Source organism: Marinobacter sediminicola (assembly GCF_031157525.1).
Taxonomy (GTDB): domain Bacteria; phylum Pseudomonadota; class Gammaproteobacteria; order Pseudomonadales; family Oleiphilaceae; genus Marinobacter; species Marinobacter sediminicola.
Genome location: NZ_JAVIXR010000005.1, coordinates 70,498 through 88,273 on the forward strand (window position 1 = coordinate 70,498; position 17,776 = coordinate 88,273).

At 55.4% G+C, this 17,776-nt stretch carries 15 protein-coding genes; 8 read left to right on the forward strand and 7 right to left on the reverse strand.

Annotation, left to right across the window (positions count from 1 at the left end; all coding sequences use genetic code 11):
- Positions 1-70: 70 nt before the first annotated feature.
- Entirely contained in the window at positions 71-475 is a 405-nt protein-coding gene (locus tag RG807_RS09110; protein WP_298452218.1) for an acyl-CoA thioesterase, read from the reverse strand.
- 194 nt (positions 476-669) lie between these two features.
- On the opposite strand from RG807_RS09110, the gene RG807_RS09115 reads away from it, so the two are divergent.
- From RG807_RS09115 to phoU, 5 genes are read left to right on the forward strand one after another with little or no spacing between them, the layout of a single operon-like run.
- Positions 670-1,719: a substrate-binding domain-containing protein gene (locus RG807_RS09115; protein ID WP_435404663.1), complete on the forward strand. Its 1,050-nt coding sequence runs from the start codon at positions 670-672 to the stop codon at positions 1,717-1,719.
- On the forward strand, positions 1,719-3,107 hold the full coding sequence (gene pstC, locus RG807_RS09120; protein ID WP_309044635.1) for a phosphate ABC transporter permease subunit PstC: 1,389 nt from the start codon (positions 1,719-1,721) through the stop codon (positions 3,105-3,107). Before RG807_RS09115 ends, pstC begins: the two co-directional genes overlap by 1 nt.
- Entirely contained in the window at positions 3,100-4,398 is a 1,299-nt protein-coding gene (pstA, locus tag RG807_RS09125; RefSeq protein ID WP_309044636.1) for a phosphate ABC transporter permease PstA, read from the forward strand. Before pstC ends, pstA begins: the two co-directional genes overlap by 8 nt.
- 25 nt (positions 4,399-4,423) lie before the next feature.
- Positions 4,424-5,239, forward strand: coding sequence for a phosphate ABC transporter ATP-binding protein PstB (gene pstB / locus RG807_RS09130; RefSeq protein WP_435404665.1), 816 nt, complete (start codon positions 4,424-4,426; stop codon positions 5,237-5,239).
- Positions 5,240-5,270: 31 nt separating this feature from the next.
- Complete coding sequence (phoU, locus tag RG807_RS09135) at positions 5,271-5,993, forward strand: phosphate signaling complex protein PhoU (protein ID WP_309044638.1); 723 nt, start codon at positions 5,271-5,273, stop codon at positions 5,991-5,993.
- 27 nt (positions 5,994-6,020) lie between these two features.
- Here phoU and RG807_RS09140 read toward each other — a convergent pair whose 3' ends face one another.
- The 6 genes from RG807_RS09140 to RG807_RS09165 all read right to left on the reverse strand — a co-directional run bounded on the left by RG807_RS09140 (position 6,021) and on the right by RG807_RS09165 (position 11,503).
- Positions 6,021-6,386: a histidine triad nucleotide-binding protein gene (locus tag RG807_RS09140; RefSeq protein ID WP_200202300.1), complete on the reverse strand. Its 366-nt coding sequence runs from the start codon at positions 6,384-6,386 to the stop codon at positions 6,021-6,023.
- A 55-nt stretch (positions 6,387-6,441) separates the two neighbouring features.
- The gene (locus RG807_RS09145) at positions 6,442-7,737 is read right to left on the reverse strand and encodes an FAD-dependent monooxygenase (protein ID WP_309044639.1); all 1,296 of its coding nucleotides are present in this window, start codon (positions 7,735-7,737) and stop codon (positions 6,442-6,444) included.
- Positions 7,738-7,823: 86 nt separating this feature from the next.
- A complete protein-coding gene (locus tag RG807_RS09150) occupies positions 7,824-8,378 on the reverse strand; it encodes an aminoacyl-tRNA deacylase (protein WP_309044640.1) in 555 nt (184 codons plus the stop codon).
- A gap of 168 nt (positions 8,379-8,546) precedes the next feature.
- Complete coding sequence (locus RG807_RS09155) at positions 8,547-9,380, reverse strand: mechanosensitive ion channel family protein (protein WP_309044641.1); 834 nt, start codon at positions 9,378-9,380, stop codon at positions 8,547-8,549.
- Positions 9,381-9,521: 141 nt separating this feature from the next.
- Positions 9,522-10,625 (reverse strand): tRNA 2-selenouridine(34) synthase MnmH, encoded by a 1,104-nt coding sequence (mnmH, locus tag RG807_RS09160; RefSeq protein WP_309044642.1) that lies wholly within the window; start codon positions 10,623-10,625, stop codon positions 9,522-9,524.
- A gap of 473 nt (positions 10,626-11,098) precedes the next feature.
- Complete coding sequence (locus RG807_RS09165; protein ID WP_298452247.1) at positions 11,099-11,503, reverse strand: VanZ family protein; 405 nt, start codon at positions 11,501-11,503, stop codon at positions 11,099-11,101.
- Between the two features lie 97 nt (positions 11,504-11,600).
- Between RG807_RS09165 and cysZ the strand changes: the two genes are divergently transcribed.
- From cysZ to RG807_RS09180, 3 genes are all read left to right on the forward strand, one after another.
- Complete coding sequence (gene cysZ / locus RG807_RS09170) at positions 11,601-12,350, forward strand: sulfate transporter CysZ (protein WP_309044643.1); 750 nt, start codon at positions 11,601-11,603, stop codon at positions 12,348-12,350.
- Between the two features lie 16 nt (positions 12,351-12,366).
- A complete protein-coding gene (gene rapA, locus RG807_RS09175) occupies positions 12,367-15,252 on the forward strand; it encodes an RNA polymerase-associated protein RapA (RefSeq protein ID WP_309044644.1) in 2,886 nt (961 codons plus the stop codon).
- A gap of 67 nt (positions 15,253-15,319) precedes the next feature.
- Positions 15,320-17,770 (forward strand): acyl-CoA dehydrogenase, encoded by a 2,451-nt coding sequence (locus tag RG807_RS09180; RefSeq protein ID WP_309044645.1) that lies wholly within the window; start codon positions 15,320-15,322, stop codon positions 17,768-17,770.
- Positions 17,771-17,776: the final 6 nt, after the last annotated feature.

Here is a 17,776-nt window from a genome sequence, read left to right on the forward strand (position 1 = left end):
TATGGGATAATCATTACAGACTCTGGCTGTCTTGCCAATCGCGATGGCCCAGGGCACCTGAGTTTCCGGGTTAGCTGCGCTGTTCCGGAACTTCCCGTATCCGACCTTGTTCATCAATCGCAACGTACACAAACCGACCTTCTGTCACCTTGCGAGGGTGTTTGGCCGCACGGTCAAGGGTCCACACTTCCACGTGAATTTTCATGGAGCTGCGGCCGATGTCTACCAACTCGCAATAACAGCCCACCTGCGAACCCACTCGCAGTGGTGAAAGAAACTCCATTCCATCCATTGCCACAGTGGCATTGCGGCCCAGAGATATACGGCCAGCCATAGTTGCTGCAGCTATATCCATCTGCTTGACTAGCCAGCCTGCAAATACGTCGCCATTGGCGTTGGTATCTTGTGGTAGGGGAACAATCTGAAGGATCAAGTCGCCGCGGGGCTTGGGTTTATCGTCATCGTACGCCGTCATGAAGCCTGCCTTTTATTAGATTTCTGGAATTATTTTCTTAGCATGGTAACGACCTGCCGCACGGCTGCAAGCTTATTTGCAGCTTGGGTACAATATTTCAAAAGGTGTAACAAAGTTGTCACACACAAGCTCTAGTCTTTAGCCATCAGTAAACCGGTGCTGTACACAATATAAGTGACTGATGGAGATTTAACGTGATTAAACCGAATACAGCTATTGCTATCGTTGCACTGACTGGCGGGTTATCCATGCTTTCCGCTCCGGCATTGGCCCGTGACACCGTAAACGTTGTGGGTTCTTCAACGGTTTATCCTTTTGCCACGGTTGTAGCCGAGCGCTTTGGCCGCAACACCAGTTTTCCTACACCCAAGCTGGAGTCAACCGGTTCTGGCGGCGGTTTCAAACTGTTCTGTGCGGGCATTGGCACTCAGCACCCGGACATTACCAACGCCTCTCGCCGGATGAAAGCCAGCGAATTCGAAATGTGCCAGCGCAATGGCGTGGAAGCCATTACCGAAGTGAAAATCGGCGCTGATGGCATTGTAATCGCAAACTCCAAGCAAGCTGACCAGATGGATCTAAGCCTGCAGCAGGTGTTCCTGGCGTTGGCCAAAGAAGTTCCCGATCCAAAAGGCGGTGACAAGCTGGTTGCCAACCCATATGAGAAATGGAGCGATATCGATTCCAGCCTGCCAGGTAAGGCCATCCGTGTGATGGGACCGCCTCCTACTTCCGGCACCCGCGACGCCTTTGTAGAAATTGCGATGGAAGGTGGCTGCAAAACCTACGGCTTCATCAAGGCCATGGAAAAGAAAGAAATGCGCGGTGTTTGCCACAATATGCGTGAAGATGGCGCATTCGTAGAGGCTGGCGAAAACGATAACCTGATCGTGCAGCGCCTAGTGCAGGACAAAGACACCCTTGGTATCTTCGGCTACAGCTTCCTGATGGAAAACAGCGGTGAAATTCAGGCAACAACCATCAACGGAGTGGCGCCAACACCAGACACCATTGCAGATGAGGAGTACCCGGTTGCCCGCTCTCTGTTCTTCTATATCAAAAATGCCCACGCAGGTGTGGTTCCAGGCATTGCGGAGTATGCGCAGGAATTCACCACTGAAGGCGCCTGGGGCGATAACGGTTACCTGGTGGATGTGGGGCTGATCCCTAACCCCCGCAACGTTCGCATGGAAACCGCGAAAGCCGTTCGGGAACTCAAACCAATGACAGGTGATGAGCTTTAATGCAGACGGCTGATTTATTGCCCCTGGTTCTGGTGCTTGCCGCAGTAGCTTACGGGTCCGCTTATATGCGTTCCCGGGCTGTGGCAGCGCCCCTGGGGGGCATACGTAACCTCAAGGCCCTGCCGGCATACTATGCCGCCAGGGCTGCGCTTTGGTGTGCGATACCAGCCCTGATCATCCTGGGTGCCTGGGCCGCTTTTGAAGGCAAGGTTATTCAGAACATCGTGATGGCTTCCCTGCCGGCAGAGTTGACGCCGCAATCTGCAGGGCACGCCAGCCTGACACTTTCCCAGATCAGTAACCTGGCGGCAGGTAAGCTGAATCCTGCTATGGTGCCCGATGGCATTTCCAGTGCGGCCGTGTTGCTGCAAGAGTTGCGAGAGCAAAGCAGTCGCTTCAAAAGTCTTTTGGTTGTTTTGATTGCGGTTCTTGGCGGCACCTTCGCCTGGACACGCGTAGCTCCGACTATTAATGCACGCAAGAGCGTGGAGCGCACGCTTCAGCGCCTGTTCTTTGTGTGTGCCGCTGTGGCGATTCTGACCACCATCGGCATTGTTTTTTCCGTTATTTTTGAAACTGTCCGCTTCTTTGGCAAGGTGCCGATGAGCGAGTTTCTGTTTGGCACCAACTGGAGCCCACAAACTGCGTTGCGGGCGGATCAGGTAGGTTCAGAGGGTGCCTTCGGCGTTATTCCGCTCTTCACCGGCACCCTGATGATTTCCGCCATTGCCATGCTGATCGCCGTGCCGGTGGGCCTGCTGTCTGCGGTTTATCTTTCAGAATACGCCAGCCCAAGGATGCGCTCGGTGGTAAAGCCATTGCTGGAAATGTTGGCGGGGGTGCCCACCGTCGTTTATGGCTTTTTTGCGGCGCTCACTGTAGCGCCTTTCATCCGTGATCTGGCCCTGATGCTTGGCCTTGAAGCCTCTTCCCAGAGCGCTTTGGCCGCGGGCTTGGTGATGGGCATTATGATCATCCCCTTCGTGTCTTCGCTATCTGATGACGTGATCAACGCAGTGCCGCGCAGCCTTCGCGATGGATCCCTGGCGCTGGGTGCCACTCAGTCCGAAACAATGAAAAACGTGATTTTCCCGGCGGCGCTGCCCGGCATTATGGGCGGCATATTGTTGGCCGCTTCCCGTGCCATTGGTGAAACCATGATTGTGGTGATGGCCGCTGGCCTGGCTGCGAATCTGACGGCCAACCCTCTGGATTCAGTGACTACGGTGACAGTTCAGATTGTCACCCTGCTGACCGGTGACCAGGAGTTCGATAGCGCCAAGACGCTGGCTGCCTTCGCACTGGGCATGATGCTCTTCATCGTAACGCTTCTGCTGAACGTGATCGCACTGAAAGTCGTGCGTAAATACAGGGAACAATATGACTAAGCCAGGTTCACACGCGGAGCGTGAAGGCTCGCAGGCGGAGCTGATCCGCCGTTCGCTCAAGCGCCGCTATCGCAAGGAGCGCCGGTTCCGCCTTTATGGCATCACGGCCATCTCCATTGCGCTTTTCTCGCTGGTGATTCTGTTTACCGACATTATCAGCAAGGGATACACCGGTTTTATCAAAACCACCGTGACCCTTGAGGTGAATCTGGACGGCGAACTGATGTACCTGAACGATGCCGCAGATCCGGAACAGATCGCCATGGCGGACTTTCAGGCGCCCATCATCAAGGCCATGCAGGAATATTTCCCGGAGGCTACCAGCCGGGCGGATATGCGGGAGCTCAGCCGCATGACCGGCAGCTATGCCAGTAACCAGGTTCGCGACTTGCTGAAGGAGAATCCGGATTGGCTGGGCACTACCCGAACCATTGAGTTCCCGGCCCACGATACGGTGTCCGTTTATGTGAAGCATGCCGGCGACGCCGGGTACTCCATTCGATTGAGCGAACAGCAACAACGCTGGACAGATGAACTACTCAGAAAAGGCGTGATCGATACCGGGTTTAACGATGTGTTTTTCACCAATGGCGATTCACGGGAACCCTCTAACGCCGGCATTCTCGGTGCTTTGATCGGCTCCTTGCTGACTATGGGTATCACCCTGGTCATTGCCTTCCCGGTGGGTGTGGCAGCGGCGATTTATCTGGAAGAGTTTGCACCCAGCAACCGCCTGACGGACTTTATTGAGGTCAACATCAATAACCTGGCAGCCGTGCCCTCCATCATCTTCGGGTTGCTGGGGCTGGCGGTATTCATCGGCCTGTTCGGTATGCCCCGCTCGGTGCCCGTGGTGGGTGGCTTGGTGCTGGCGCTGATGACCCTGCCCACCATCATTATTTCGAGCCGTGCAGCCATAAAGAGTGTGCCCCCGTCGATTCGGGAGGCAGCCGAAGGCATAGGCGCGTCAAAAATGCAGGTGGTGTTGCACCACGTTCTGCCCCTTGCCATGCCCGGCATGCTGACCGGCTCCATCATTGGTATGGCGCAAGCCTTGGGTGAGACGGCACCTCTACTGTTGATTGGCATGGTGGCGTTTATTGTGGAGATACCGGATGGCTTCTTCAGTTCCGCCACCGTGTTGCCCGTACAAATCTTCATCTGGGCCGGCAGTGCAGAACAGGGATTCGTGGAGCTGGCCTCCGCCGGCATTATGGTACTGCTCGCCTTCCTGATCACCATGAACGCGTTCGCCATCTGGCTGCGTAAACGCCTTGAGCGCCGTTGGTAAAGAGACAACACTTATGAGTATTAGTATGAGCCCAGCAGAAACCACGATTGAAGAAGGCAAAACCGTTGGCATTCCCTTCTCCGACGACCCCAAATTTCATCTGCGGAATGTGGAAGTGTTCTATGGCGAATCGCCGGCCATTAAAAACATCAGCCTGGATATCGCCCGCAACGAAGTTATTGCGTTTATCGGGCCTTCCGGCTGCGGTAAGTCCACCTTCTTGCGCTGCCTGAACCGGATGAACGACAGTATCGAGAGCTGCCAGATCAAGGGCTCTTTGCTCTTGGACGGCCAGGACATCTACGACCCCAAACGGGATGTGGTGGAGTTGCGTGCCCGGGTGGGTATGGTATTCCAGAAGCCCAACCCCTTCCCCAAGTCTATTTACGATAACGTCGCCTACGGGCCCCGCATTCATGGCCTGGCCAATCGCAAGTCTGACTTGGACGACGTAGTGGAAAACAGCCTGCGTAAGGCTGGCTTGTGGAATGAGGTTAAAGACCGCCTTGATGCCATGGCAACCGGCATGTCCGGCGGACAGCAGCAGCGCCTGTGTATTGCCAGAGCCATAGCGGTCAGCCCGGAAGTGGTGTTGATGGATGAACCTTGTTCGGCGCTGGACCCGATTGCAACCGCGCGCATTGAAGAACTGATTGCCGAGTTGTCCGAAAGCTACACCATAGTGATCGTGACCCACTCCATGCAGCAGGCTGCGCGCGTTTCCAACCGTACCGCCTACTTCCATTTAGGCCACCTTGTGGAAGTAAACGACACCAGCAAGGTCTTTACCATGCCGGAACATGAGTTGACGGAATCCTACATCACTGGCCGGTTTGGCTGATCCAGAGTTTAAAGAACAAGGGAGAGTCACAATGCCTACGAAAAAAGATGACGTATACGGAGATCATATCTCCAATCGATTCAATGATGAGTTGCTGGCCCTGCAAACCCGATTCCTGAAAATGGGTGGTTTGGTGGAAACCCAGATCGACAGTGCTGTTAAGGCACTCATTGATGGCGATGGCCACACTGCGGAAGAGATACGGGCTAAAGACAAGTTGGTCGATCGCATGGAGATGGATATCGACGAAGAGGCGATGCTGATCATTGCCCGCCGCCAGCCGACAGCTCGCGATCTGAGGCTGGTGATTTCGGTGATCAGAATGGTTGCAGATCTGGAGCGGGTAGGAGATGAAGCCAAGAAAATCGCCAAATTTGCCATCAAACTCCTGGATGAAGGCCAGTCGCCACAGGGCTATGTGGAGGTGCGCCATATTAGTGCCCATGTAATTACCATGCTTCACGATTCACTGGATGCGTTTGCACGCCTGGATTCTGAGCAGGCACTGCGCGTCATGAAAGAAGACAAACGGGTGGACGAGGAATACCAGGCTGCGGCCCGCACCTTGCTGACCTTCATGATGGAAGACCCCCGTAACATCTCACGGTGCATGTCAGTGATGTGGGTACTTCGGTCGCTGGAGCGGGTGGGGGATCACGCCTGCAACATTGCCGAGAACGTGATTTTCATGGTCAAAGGCGAAGACGTGCGCCATTCACCCATGGAAGAGGCGGAGCGGGTAGTGGGGCGTTAAGCCCCACTTTAGCCAGGCCTGGACTGCTCAGGCCTGCTTCATTTTGTCGGTATAAGGCGGCCAGCCCAGAGGTTTTCCTGCCAGTAAGTGCAGGTGAATATGAAACACCGTCTGGCCGGAGTTTTCGCCGCAGTTCATCACGGTGCGATAGCCGTCTTCGGCAAAGCCCATCTCTTTTGCGAGCTTGGCGGCTACCCAGTACAGGTGGCCAACCAGTTCGCGATCCATCTCTTCGATGTCGTTAATGGTCGCGATCAGTTTTTTCGGGATAATCAGCAGGTGCACTGGCGCCTGCGGGTTGATATCCCGAAATGCCAGGCTGATGTCGTCTTCATAGACGATATCCGCCGGGATTTCGCGATTGATGATTTTGGTAAAAAGGGTTTCAGACATTTTGGCTTCCTTTTATTGTCGTCACTCTATGTAGGTCACGTTGTGATTTGAGCATTTAAAGCTGGTTCAGCCCAGGTAAGCGGGCTGTGAGTTGCCGAATAACCGCCGGCAACTCATCGTCTATGCCCATGGCATAGCGCGCCACCTGATTACGGGCAAAGGGCAGGGCGCGAGCGGCGCCCAACCCCAGATTGCGGAGCAGATGAACGGGCGGAATCTGGTTGCTGAACAGATGATAGAAGGCATCCATGGCATACATCATGCGCCGGTTCGCCGGGCGCCGTTGTGCCTCGTAGTTGGCCAATACCGAGGCGTCGGCCAGATCCCTGCCAGCTCTCCGTGCTTCTTTCAGAATAGATTGCAGGCACTGGGCATCCTGAAATCCAAGATTCACGCCCTGTCCCGCCAAGGGGTTGATGGTATGGGCAGCATCCCCCACAAGCACAATGCGCCCCGCCGAGTAGTGCTTCGCGTGCTGGCGGGCGATGGGAAAGCTGGCGCGATCTTCAATATGAGTCAGCTGTGGCAGCTCTGCCGGGAAAGCCTGCTGTATTTCCGCCATCAGTGCCTCACTGCTGAGGCTTTTCAGCCGGACGATTTCCTCAGGGGAGTCGTACCATACCAGCGACGCACGGCTTTCACCCGGGTGATCAGAGCCGGCGGCGTAAAGTGGCAAGAAGGCTCTGGGCCCTGAGGGATAAAACCCCTGCCAGGTAATGTCTTGCACCGGCCCCTGATAGCGAACGGAAATGATCATGGCCTGCTGGCCATACTGATTCCGTGTAACGCCAATGCCTGCCATATCCCGCACCCGGGATTGTGCGCCATCTGCACCAATAACCAGTGTGGCGCTCAGCTGCGCTCCGTTCTCAAGCGCAACGATGGCCTGCTCGCCTGTTTTGGTAATGCCAGTAACGCCATTGCCGGCGAGCATGGTGACTGAGGATTCAGCTTCCGCAGCCTGCCAAAGGCCCTGCTGGGTAACTGAGTTTTCCACAATATGACCAAGGTGAGAGGTGTTCAACCCGTTCGCATCAAACTCCACCTGGTTGGATGTTCGCGGGAGAAGGTTGCTCAACGGGTGCCGGGTTTCATCCCACACTGCGAGTCGACGATAGGGTGTGGCGCGCATGTTGAGGATATGGTCCCAGGCGCCCAGGCTTTGCAGATAGCGTTCACTGCCTGCGCTGAGAGCTGACACGCGGATATCGGGGGCCGAATCAGGGTCGAAACCGGGGGCAGGGGCGCGATCAACCATCGCGACGCTAAAGCCCTCTCGCCCGAGGCCAGTGGCAAGTGCGGCGCCGACCATGCCGGCACCGACAATCACAATATCAAAAGCTTGAGTCATATCGGGTTCCTGTCTGATGCCCCACAGTTTACGCGATGGCAAAGAACAGACAAGCGACCGGGATCAAGCCGGTTACGAAAGCTCCATCAACCTATCATGCCCGAGACCAAGTGCTCGGAGGGTTCTCCTGGCTGGCGCCGGCTCTTTTTAAGCCAGGCAGGCTTCTGGGCACCGGGCTTGATAAAACCCCGGTTTAGCACGATAGGCTGTACCAGGTTCAGGAAATCCCGGGTTTTCATGTGCAGGGTTTCGGTATGGCTGCCTGCGGCAAAGGCGAGTTCCGGCTGTTCTGTCAGCGGCTCAGCACAATACACCGTCATCCCGAACAAACTGCCGAAGGGTGGCATGGCGCCAACTTCACAATCCGGGAAGCGATCCTGAAATTCCTGCTCGTCGGCAAGGTCTACAAAGTCCGTATCCAGAATGCGGGAAAGGCTTTCCCAGCGCACGCGCCAGGTTGCCGGCATGACCAGCATGGCCATTTTTCCATCGAGTTCGATAATGACGGTTTTGACAACCTTGTCACCCGCAATTTTTACGTGGTGAGCCAGTTGCTGAGCGGTAAACGCGGGGGGGTGGGTGAGGCACATGTATTCAACATTTGCCCCATCCAGAAATTCTTTTAACTGCTGAATCGGCATAGTGACAGCTTCCTACCAGCATGGACAGCAACCCGGAGTGGTTTGATATGGGCTCCACTCCGACGACGTTCTGACGGGGCCATCAGGCCCCGTCATTAATCGTCAGCTTAGCTGAGGTTGTGCCGAATGCGAGTAACGGGTTGTATCTATGCGATACGAATTGCTACGTCACTCGCTTTTGTACAGATGTACGTCGCGCTGTGGGAAGGGGATGGAGATACCTTCGGCATCAAACGCTTTCTTCACAGCCTCCTGCATGGCCCAGTTGAATGGCCACAGGTCGCCGGCCTTGGTCCAGGCGCGCACGGTCAGATTGACTGAGCTATCGCCCAGGCTGCCAACAACGATGAGCGGCTCCGGGTCTTTCAAGGCACGCTCGTCTTCAGAGATCAGTCGCAGAATAATGTCTCTTGCCTTGTCGATGTCATCGCTGTAGCCAATGCCAAAGGACATATCGCAGCGACGTGTTTCATAGACGCTCATGTTGGTCAGGCTGGAGTTCGATAGCTGGCCGTTGGGGATCACTACACGGCGGTTATCGAAGGTGTCGATAATCGTGTAGAGAATGGTGATTTCGCGCACTGAGCCGAGAAACCCTTGTGCTTCGATCGCGTCACCTACTTTGAAAGGCTTGAACAGCAGGATCAGCACGCCGCCCGCAAAGTTGCCCAGACTACCTTGCAGCGCGAAGCCAACAGCCAGGCCGGCAGCACCAATAATCGCAACAAAAGAAGTGGTCGCAATGCCGACCATGGAGGCGACAGAGACGAGCAGGAGGATCTTCAGAATTGCGCTGATAAGACCGCACAGGAACTTGTTCAGGGTGGGGTCTTTTTTGCCAAGCTTCGCATCCAGTACGTTTACAAAGCGATTGATCAGCCACATACCGACAATCAGTGTGATAATGGCCAGCAGGACCTTCGGGGCATAGGTCATAACCAATGCGATGGCCTGATCCATGTATTCTGCGGCGCGTCCGTCCGCGCTGAATAGCTCTTCCATAGTGGTTCCTTATTGTTTCCTGATGATGAATGCTTACAGCTTTTTATAGTAAAAATCCGGCATGTCCGGATAGGCTAAAACCCTTATATAGCAGACAAAGCCGCAGAGGTATATGTGGGTTGCAGGGCGCGCCCACAAGATCTAGGCCGGGTTCGCTTTTCCAGCCCACTTGAGCAAGGCGCCGGAGTTTCCACGAGCCAGGATTTTCCCCTGTTTCTGCCGGAGCTGGTAATCGTACATAGGATCATAGTAATCCTGCAGCAGCGGCTGAATCCAGGCATCATGGCCTCCCAGGTCACCATTGCTTTCCTGCTGGGTTAGCGCGCGCTCCATAAGGTTTTTTAGCTGGCGGTGACGTTCGCCTCCCAACCGTTTACTGATACGTTCAAGAGCGCCCAGAAGGTAGTCACGAAAATTCAGCCAGCCGGCTTCCTCGCCATCACGGCTCATGTAGTCAGCAGCCATATTTTCTACATAGTCTTCCCGAATAATGCGAGTGCGGTCTTCCAGCGATTCCTCGAGAACCAGAAGGGGTGTGCGGGCCATGCGCTCTTTCAGCGCATCGGGCAGTGCGCAGCGACCAACCAGGCGACTTTCGTCTTCGAGATAGATCGGGCCACCCTTCAAGTGGCGCGCTCTCAGCATGGCAACGGCCAGGCGATTTTCAAAGTCTATTTGGGATGGCTGCGGCGTTACTTGTCGCCCGAAGCTGGAGCCCCTGTGGTTTGCCAGGCCTTCCAGATCTACCGGGTTGGGAAGTTGATGCAGCACGCGGGTTTTGCCGGTCCCTGTGCGCCCACTGATGATGCGGAAATCCGCGGAATTGATGAGTTCGTCGAGGCTGTCGATGAGGAACCGACGTAGGGCTTTATAGCCGCCTTTCACGAGGGGGTAATCAATGCCGGCATCCCTGATCCACTGCTGGGTTAGCCTTGATCTCAAGCCGCCACGGAAGCAGAACAGATAACCTTCCGGATGGTTCGCTATAAATCGCTTCCAGGTTTCGATGCGCTGAGCTTGAACATCCCCCGAAACCAGTTGGTGGCCGAGCCGAATGGCTTCATCCTGTCCTTTTTCCTTGTAGCAGATGCCTACCCGGTGCCGCTCTTCATCATTCATCAGCGGTGCGTTTACAGCGCCAGGGAAGCTGCCCCTGGCAAACTCTACCGGTGCCCGGACATCCATCAGAGGCGTGTTGTTCAGGAACAGTGAGAGGTAGTTTTCGGTATCGGGTCTGCTTGGCATTTCAGGGCTCAATCGCTTGCCAGAATGAGGCGGCAGTATAGCGGATGTGTAGAAAATCCGTGAAAAAAAAGGGCAGCCCTGAGGCTGCCCTTTACCGGAACAGGTCGGCGCATCCTTGCGCTGAGTGCAACAACCGTGTTGCGAATCCTTTTGCCACTCCGTGGTGCCGGCGTCCGAGCCAGCGATCCGAATAGTTATCCCTTAAGCCAGGTATCCCTGTATCCCTGCTTCTCCCTGCATTCCTTGCCGGGGTGCATCCAGTGCGTCGTCCTTATCCTTGTCATCCTTGACGAAGCCACTATACCAATGGATGAGTGTGGAAATGTGTGAGCTGTGCACGCTTGTGTCTGGAGTTTTCCCAAAGAGATTACTGAAGCGTAATCATATCAGTGTGTTAACTAATTCCCGGTGATGGCTGTAGTGGGTGCGCACGAGCAATTGCTGCAAGATCGCACACGTTTGTGCGATATATCTCACACTGACTTGGGCGAATTTCTCAAATCTCTTTTGTTGCTTGAGGGGAGTCCGGGCCAGGGTAGGAGGCCAATCAGTATTCCTGCGCCGTCAGCGGCCACGTCTGCCAGCGAGAAGTCCCGGTAGGGAAGAAGGGCTTGAACAGCTTCTATGCCCAGCCCAAAAGCCAGCAACGCCGGTGCGAACCAGATGGCGCGGAGCTCCGGCCAGGCTAACCGCGTAACCAGCGTGAGTTCAACAAATGCGATCAAGTGGTTCACTTTGTCGCTGGGGGCTGAGGGGATCGGGTAACTGTTGCTTGTGGTTGCCAGAAAGCCAATAGCAATGACCGACAGCAGCAAGGCAAAGCGCCACAGCGGCCGGAAGTTCAGCAGGCTTGTCAGTTGATGTTTCAGTGTTCCCATTGGTGAAATCCGTCAGAGTTCTCTGGCTGTGTGAAGGTTTTCAACATGATATGCTTTGCGCCCCGTCACTGTCATTGAAGCGGAGGGCCATTCGGCGATGCTCAGAGGTAATTTTTTTCGTGGACTGGGCTATCTGGGTGAGGGCTTTCACCTGATTCGCCAGCCTGGTTTGCGGCTATTTGTCGTCATTCCGCTTGTTATCAACATTTTTCTCTTCGGATTGTTGTTCTATTTTCTGGGCGAACTTTTCGGCGCTTTGATTGCGACTGCCATGAGCTGGCTGCCTGACTGGGCCTGGCTGCAGGCGCTCGACTGGCTGTTCTGGATTTTGTACGGCGCTGTGATCCTGCTCATGCTGGCATACGGCTTTGTGATAATCGCCAACCTGATTGGCTCGCCTTTCTACGGTTATCTGGCAGAACTCACGGAGAAGCACCTCACCGGCCAGGAAGTCAGCACTGATGATGGCTGGGCGGCCATCATAAAAGACATCCCCCGAGCGCTCTGGCGGGAAGTACAAAAAATTGTCTATTACCTGCCACGGGCTATTGGGCTGTTCATCATTGGCTTGATCCCGGTGGTCAATCTGGTTGCGGCGGTGCTCTGGTTTCTGTTCAACAGCTGGATGATGGCGTTGCAGTATGTGGATTACCCCGCAGACAACCACAAAGTGAGTTTCAAGGCCTTGCGCCAGCTGCTTGCCAATACCCGTTTGTCTGCCTTGGGTTTCGGGCTGCCCGTGGCTTTGGCCGCCATGGTGCCTGTTTTGAATCTTATTGTGGTTCCTGCCGCTGTTTGCGGGGCGACTGCTTATTGGGTGCGCGAAAACGGCGCAACACGACATTAAAGAGTTTGGAGGTTTTTTGGACGCATCGGAACTTGCTATTGGCCAGCGTTGGGTCAGCCACAGCGATACAGCGCTCGGGCTGGGAATAGTAACAGACATTTCTGGCCGTCGGATTACCCTGGGTTTTCCTGCGGCCGACGAAGAACGCACCTATGCAATTGATAACGCGCCGCTTTCCCGCATCGTGTATCAGCTTGGTGAGGAAATCGAGACCTTCGATGGCTCCAGGTATCTGGTGCGGGCGGTCGAGGATCTCGGTGGTGTGCTTTTGTACCACGGGGAGCCGTTGGCGGAGGGTGACGAGCAGCCTGAGGCAGATCTGGAACAGATCTCTGAGGTGAAACTTGCCGGCTCTGTCAATTTCTCTGCGCCCCATCAACGCCTGTTTGCGGGCCAATTTGACCGCAATGGCGCTTTCCGCCTGCGCTTCGCCACACTGCAGCACATGGATCGATTGCGGGCGTCTCCCGCCCGGGGGCTGATTGGCGCTCGCACACAGCATTTGCAGCACCAGATTTATATCGCCCACGAAGTCGCCAAACGCCACGCGCCGCGAGTGCTTCTGGCAGACGAGGTTGGCCTGGGTAAAACCATTGAGGCGGGCCTTATTCTGCATTATCAGTTGCAGACGGGCCGGGCTCGGCGGGCCCTGATCGTGGTACCGGATTCGTTGATTCATCAGTGGCTGGTGGAAATGCTCCGGCGCTTCAATCTGCGCTTCTCCATTGTTGACCAGAGCCGCTACGACGCCCTGAAAGACTCGGAAGATGATGTGGACGCCTTGATGGATCATATCTTTGGCGGCGACTCATCTGTTAACCCCTTTGAAAGTGACCAGTTGGTTCTGTGTAGCCTCGATTTTCTTGTGAACAGCGAGAAGGCTCGGGCAGATGTGCTGAAAGCAGACTGGGATCTAATGGTTGTGGACGAGGCCCACCATCTGGCGTGGAGCCCAGACGATGTTAGCCCGGAATACCAGTTGGTGGAGGAGCTTTCAGCAATCAGCGAAGGCCTTCTGTTGCTGACTGCGACGCCGGAACAGGTGGGAGTGGCCAGTCACTTTGCCCGGTTGAGGCTGCTCGACCCGGCACGTTTTCATGATTTGCAGGCGTTTCAGGACGAAGAGCTGCAGTACGAGGCGATTAACGGCGTAGTGCGGCGCTTGCAGGATGAGAGTTCAGACATTCATGAGGATGACCGCAAAGCATTGCAGGCCTGGCTAGGTGATGAGCTGACGCAGCTGTTGGCGGGGGATTCACCACGGCAGGCTGTTATAGATGCGCTGCTGGATCGCCATGGCACCGGGCGGGTGCTTTTCCGTAATACTCGCGCAGCCATTCAGGGGTTTCCTGAGCGGCGGGCCAATGCAGTTCCTCTTGAGTGCCCCGAAATGTATCTGGGGCAAGAGTTCGGTTACCCCGGCCTGGCCCCGGAGCAATCCGTGCCAGAAGAGTTGTGGCTGGCGGATGATCCCAGGGTTGCCTGGCTGGAGAAAAAACTGGCGAGCTTACGGCCAGCCAAGGTTGTGGTTATCTGCGCTCTGGCCGAAACCGCTATGGCGCTGGAGCATTATCTTCAGCTTCGCGCCGGTATTCGCAGTGCGGCATTTCATGAGCATTTGAGCCTGGTGGAGCGTGATCGTGCGGCTGCCTACTTTGCTGATAACGAACAAGGTGCCCAGGCGCTGATCTGTTCGGAGATTGGCAGCGAAGGCCGCAACTTCCAGTTTGCTCACCACCTTGTACTGTTTGATTTGCCAGCAAACCCGGACTTGCTCGAGCAACGCATCGGGCGCTTGGATCGTATTGGGCAAACCGAAACCATCGACATTCATATCCCTTACCTTCAGGGCACCTCGCAAGAGGTTCAGTACCGCTGGTTCCAGGAAGGCCTGAACGCGTTCTCTGAAAGTTGCGCCGTCGGTGTTGCGGTGCAAGAGAAGGTTGGCGGGCAATGGACGAGTGCCATTGAAGGCGATCTGTCGGTGCTGGATGGCCTGGTTGAAGCCTCGGCTGCCGAGACTGGCCGTTTAAAAACACTGCTGCAAAATGGTCGCGATGCGCTGATCGAGCTTAACTCCTGCCGCCGCGATATCGCTGATGCTCTGATTGCGGGAATTGAGGAGGAAGAAGGTTCAGCTGAGGTGCGTGATTACATGATCGAAGCCTTCGATATTCTCGGGGTGGATATCGAAGATCATTCTGATCATGCGGATATTCTGCGCCCCGGGGAGCAGTATCAGGCCGGCCATGTTGCGGAGTTGCCCGAAGATGGTGTAACCGTTACCTGGAGTCGACAGCACGCTCTTGAGCGCGAAGACATCGCCTTCATGAGCTGGGAACACCCCATGGTGACTGGCGTGATGGACTCAGTGACCAGTTCCGGCTTGGGCAAGGCGGCTTTGGCCAGTCTGTCGGTGAAGGCGTTGCCACCGGGTACCTTGCTGATGGAAGCGCTGTTTACCGTGCACTGCCCGGCGCCGGAAGCCCTGCAGTTGACCCGCTACCTCCCGGTTTCGCCATTGCGGCTGCTGGTGGACGTGAACGGAAAGGAGCTTTCCGCCGCGCTGCCCCATGATCGCCTGAACGATCTGTGCTCCAACATTCGCCGGCGCACCGCCCAGGCGATTGTGCCGCAGATCCGGCCCCAGGTAGAGACTATGGTGGATCACGTGGAGCGCCTGTCTGCTCCGCATCTGGAGCCAATGAAGCAAAAGGCGCTGGAACAGCTGGCTGCAAACTTTGAGCCGGAGATTCGCAGGCTGGAAGCATTGAAAAAAGTGAACCCGGCTATCCGGGACGAGGAAATTGATTATTTCCGCAACCAGCTGGGTGCTGCGCGAGAAGCCATTGGGCATGCCAGTCTGGCTCTGGAAGGGATCCGGGTTATCGTCACAGCGTGAGGCTGTTTTTTGCGATATCCTTGACGTAACATTTTGTAAATTGACCCATGGATGACAGAGAGACCCTATGATGACTTTGATTCTGTTGATAGCAGCGCTGACAGGCCTGCTGATTGTCATGCGGCGTGAATCCGGTGCCAAGCCTGCCATTGGCGTAATGGTAGTGGTTGGTGTTCTGTCGATGATCTTTGCATCTGGATGGCTGGCGCTGATTCTATTTATCGGTGCTGCAGTTACCGCAGCGGCGGGTCTGCCCGGTCTTCGTCAGGGCTGGCTCACACCACGCATTTTTGCCATTTTCAAGAAAGTTGCCCCCAAAGTATCTGATACCGAAAAAGTGGCGCTTGAAGCAGGTACGGTTGGTTGGGATGGTGAGCTGTTTACCGGGCGGCCGGATTGGCACAACCTGTTGATCAATCGCCACACTGGCCTGAGTGAAGAAGAGCAGGCGTTTGTGGATAACCAGTGCGTTCAGGCAGTGTCCATGTGTAATGCGTGGGACATTGCAGTAGAGCGAGCGGACCTTCCAAAAGAGTTGTGGGACTTTCTCAAGAAAGAGAAGTTCTTCGGAATGATCATCCCCAAAGAATATGGTGGACTCGGCTTTTCCGCGAAAGCCCAGACTGCCGTGCTGCAAAAAATTGCGGCCAATGAAATGCTCATGGTTACCGTCGGCGTGCCCAACTCTCTTGGGCCGGGCGAGTTGCTGCTCAAATACGGTACGGAAGAGCAGAAAGAACACTATTTGCCGCGTCTGGCGGATGGCCGGGAAATTCCCTGTTTTGGCCTTACCGGCACTCGTGCAGGCTCTGATGCCACCTCATTGCCGGATGTCGGCACCGTGTGTAAGCAGGAGATAGACGGCAAGGAAGTTATTGGCATAAGACTGAATTTTGAAAAGCGTTGGATCACACTTGCACCCATCGCAACGGTTGTGGGCTTGGCGTTCCGTATGTTTGACCCGGATGGGCTGGTGGGTGAGACCAAGGATTATGGCATTACCTGCGCGCTGATCCCCCGCGATACCAAAGGTATGGAGATTGGTCGTCGCCATTGCCCGATAGGAAGTCCTTTCCTGAACGGTCCAATCATTGGCAAGGATGTGTTCATACCCCTGGACTACATTATTGGTGGTCTGGATATGGCCGGCCAAGGTTGGCGCATGCTGGTTGAATGCCTCTCGGTTGGTCGTTGCATCACCTTGCCTTCCGGTGCTGCAGGCACGGCGGCCTATGCTGTTGGTACTGCCGGTGGTTTCACCCGCATTCGCCGCCAGTTCAATACGCCAGTGGCCGATATGGAAGGCGTGCAGGAGCCTCTGGCTCGTATTGCTGCCAAAACCTATATTTCCCAGGCGGCGGTTAATCACACGGCCAACATGATCGACAAGGGCGAGAAGCCGGCCGTGCCCTCGGCGATTCTCAAGTATCACCTGACTGAATTCCAGCGCGGCATTCTGGCTGATGCCATGGATGTTCACGGTGGGAAAACGGTGACTCTGGGGCCCCGTAACTATCTGGGCATAGGCTATAGCGGTTCACCGGTTTCCATTACGGTGGAAGGCGCGAATATCATGACACGCAGCCTGATGATCTTTGGCCAGGGCGCTATCCGCTGCCATCCCTATGTACTTAAAGAATTGGCGGCCAAGGATAATGACGACATCAACGCATTTGACGACGCCTTCTTTGGCCACGCGGGCCTGATTTTTGGTAACGCCGCAAGAGCCTTTACCCAGGCACTGAGTATCGGCCGTGCAGACGTGCCTTTTGACAGCGCAAGCCGCAAATATGCGCAGGCAGTTGCCCGCTTCAGCGCAGCCTTTGGCCTGTGCTCGGACGCAGCCATGACCACCCTTGGCAGCGAGCTGAAAATGCGCGAGCTGATCTCAGCGCGCCTCGGTGACATGCTGTCGAATCTGTATCTCGCCTCCATGGTGCTCAAGAACTGGCATGAAACCCAGCCTGTAGAAGGTGAGAAAGAGGTCATGCAGTACAGCCTTGGCTTATTGCTACATCGCACAGAAGAAGCGTTGGACGGCTTCCTGCAAAACCTGCCAAATCGTGCAGTCGCTTTGGTTCTGCGAGGGGTCACTCTGCCCCTGGGCCGGCGCTGGGGTAACCCCCATGATGACCTTGCCCGCAAAATCGCGCGGTTTATATCCACCGATACGCCTATCCGCCACAAGCTGCTTGCGGGCACCTGGACCACAGATGGCGAAGGCTCAGTGGAGAATCCGGTGGCGCGCTACAACGGTTTGCTGAAAGATTATGACAAAGCTGAGCAGCTCTATCGCAAAGCCACCAAGGCATACGCTAAAGGCGAACTGCCAATGACGGCTTTGCATCCGGAGCAGCGTTTTGACGCTGCGTTAGAGGCAGGCATTTTCACCAAAGAAGAAGCCAGGTTCATGGATGAGTACGAAGCCGTGGTGTACGACATGCTCACCGTGGACGACTTCCCGTTTGATGAGTTTGCCCGCAACAAGGATACGGTGATTGATCACAACCCAGCGTAACGGGGC

Excerpts from the sequence above, each read along its gene's own strand:
- RG807_RS09110 (WP_298452218.1), bottom strand. The coding sequence starts at position 475 with ATGACGGCGTACGATGACGATAAACCCAAGCCCCGCGGCGACTTGATC.
- pstC (WP_309044635.1), top strand. The coding sequence starts at position 1,719 with ATGCAGACGGCTGATTTATTGCCCCTGGTTCTGGTGCTTGCCGCAGTA.
- pstA (WP_309044636.1), top strand. The coding sequence starts at position 3,100 with ATGACTAAGCCAGGTTCACACGCGGAGCGTGAAGGCTCGCAGGCGGAG.
- pstB (WP_435404665.1), top strand. The coding sequence starts at position 4,424 with ATGAGCCCAGCAGAAACCACGATTGAAGAAGGCAAAACCGTTGGCATT.
- phoU (WP_309044638.1), top strand. The coding sequence starts at position 5,271 with ATGCCTACGAAAAAAGATGACGTATACGGAGATCATATCTCCAATCGA.
- RG807_RS09140 (WP_200202300.1), bottom strand. The coding sequence starts at position 6,386 with ATGTCTGAAACCCTTTTTACCAAAATCATCAATCGCGAAATCCCGGCG.
- RG807_RS09145 (WP_309044639.1), bottom strand. The coding sequence starts at position 7,737 with ATGACTCAAGCTTTTGATATTGTGATTGTCGGTGCCGGCATGGTCGGC.
- RG807_RS09150 (WP_309044640.1), bottom strand. The coding sequence starts at position 8,378 with ATGCCGATTCAGCAGTTAAAAGAATTTCTGGATGGGGCAAATGTTGAA.
- RG807_RS09155 (WP_309044641.1), bottom strand. The coding sequence starts at position 9,380 with ATGGAAGAGCTATTCAGCGCGGACGGACGCGCCGCAGAATACATGGAT.
- mnmH (WP_309044642.1), bottom strand. The coding sequence starts at position 10,625 with ATGCCAAGCAGACCCGATACCGAAAACTACCTCTCACTGTTCCTGAAC.
- RG807_RS09165 (WP_298452247.1), bottom strand. The coding sequence starts at position 11,503 with ATGGGAACACTGAAACATCAACTGACAAGCCTGCTGAACTTCCGGCCG.
- cysZ (WP_309044643.1), top strand. The coding sequence starts at position 11,601 with ATGCTCAGAGGTAATTTTTTTCGTGGACTGGGCTATCTGGGTGAGGGC.
- RG807_RS09180 (WP_309044645.1), top strand. The coding sequence starts at position 15,320 with ATGATGACTTTGATTCTGTTGATAGCAGCGCTGACAGGCCTGCTGATT.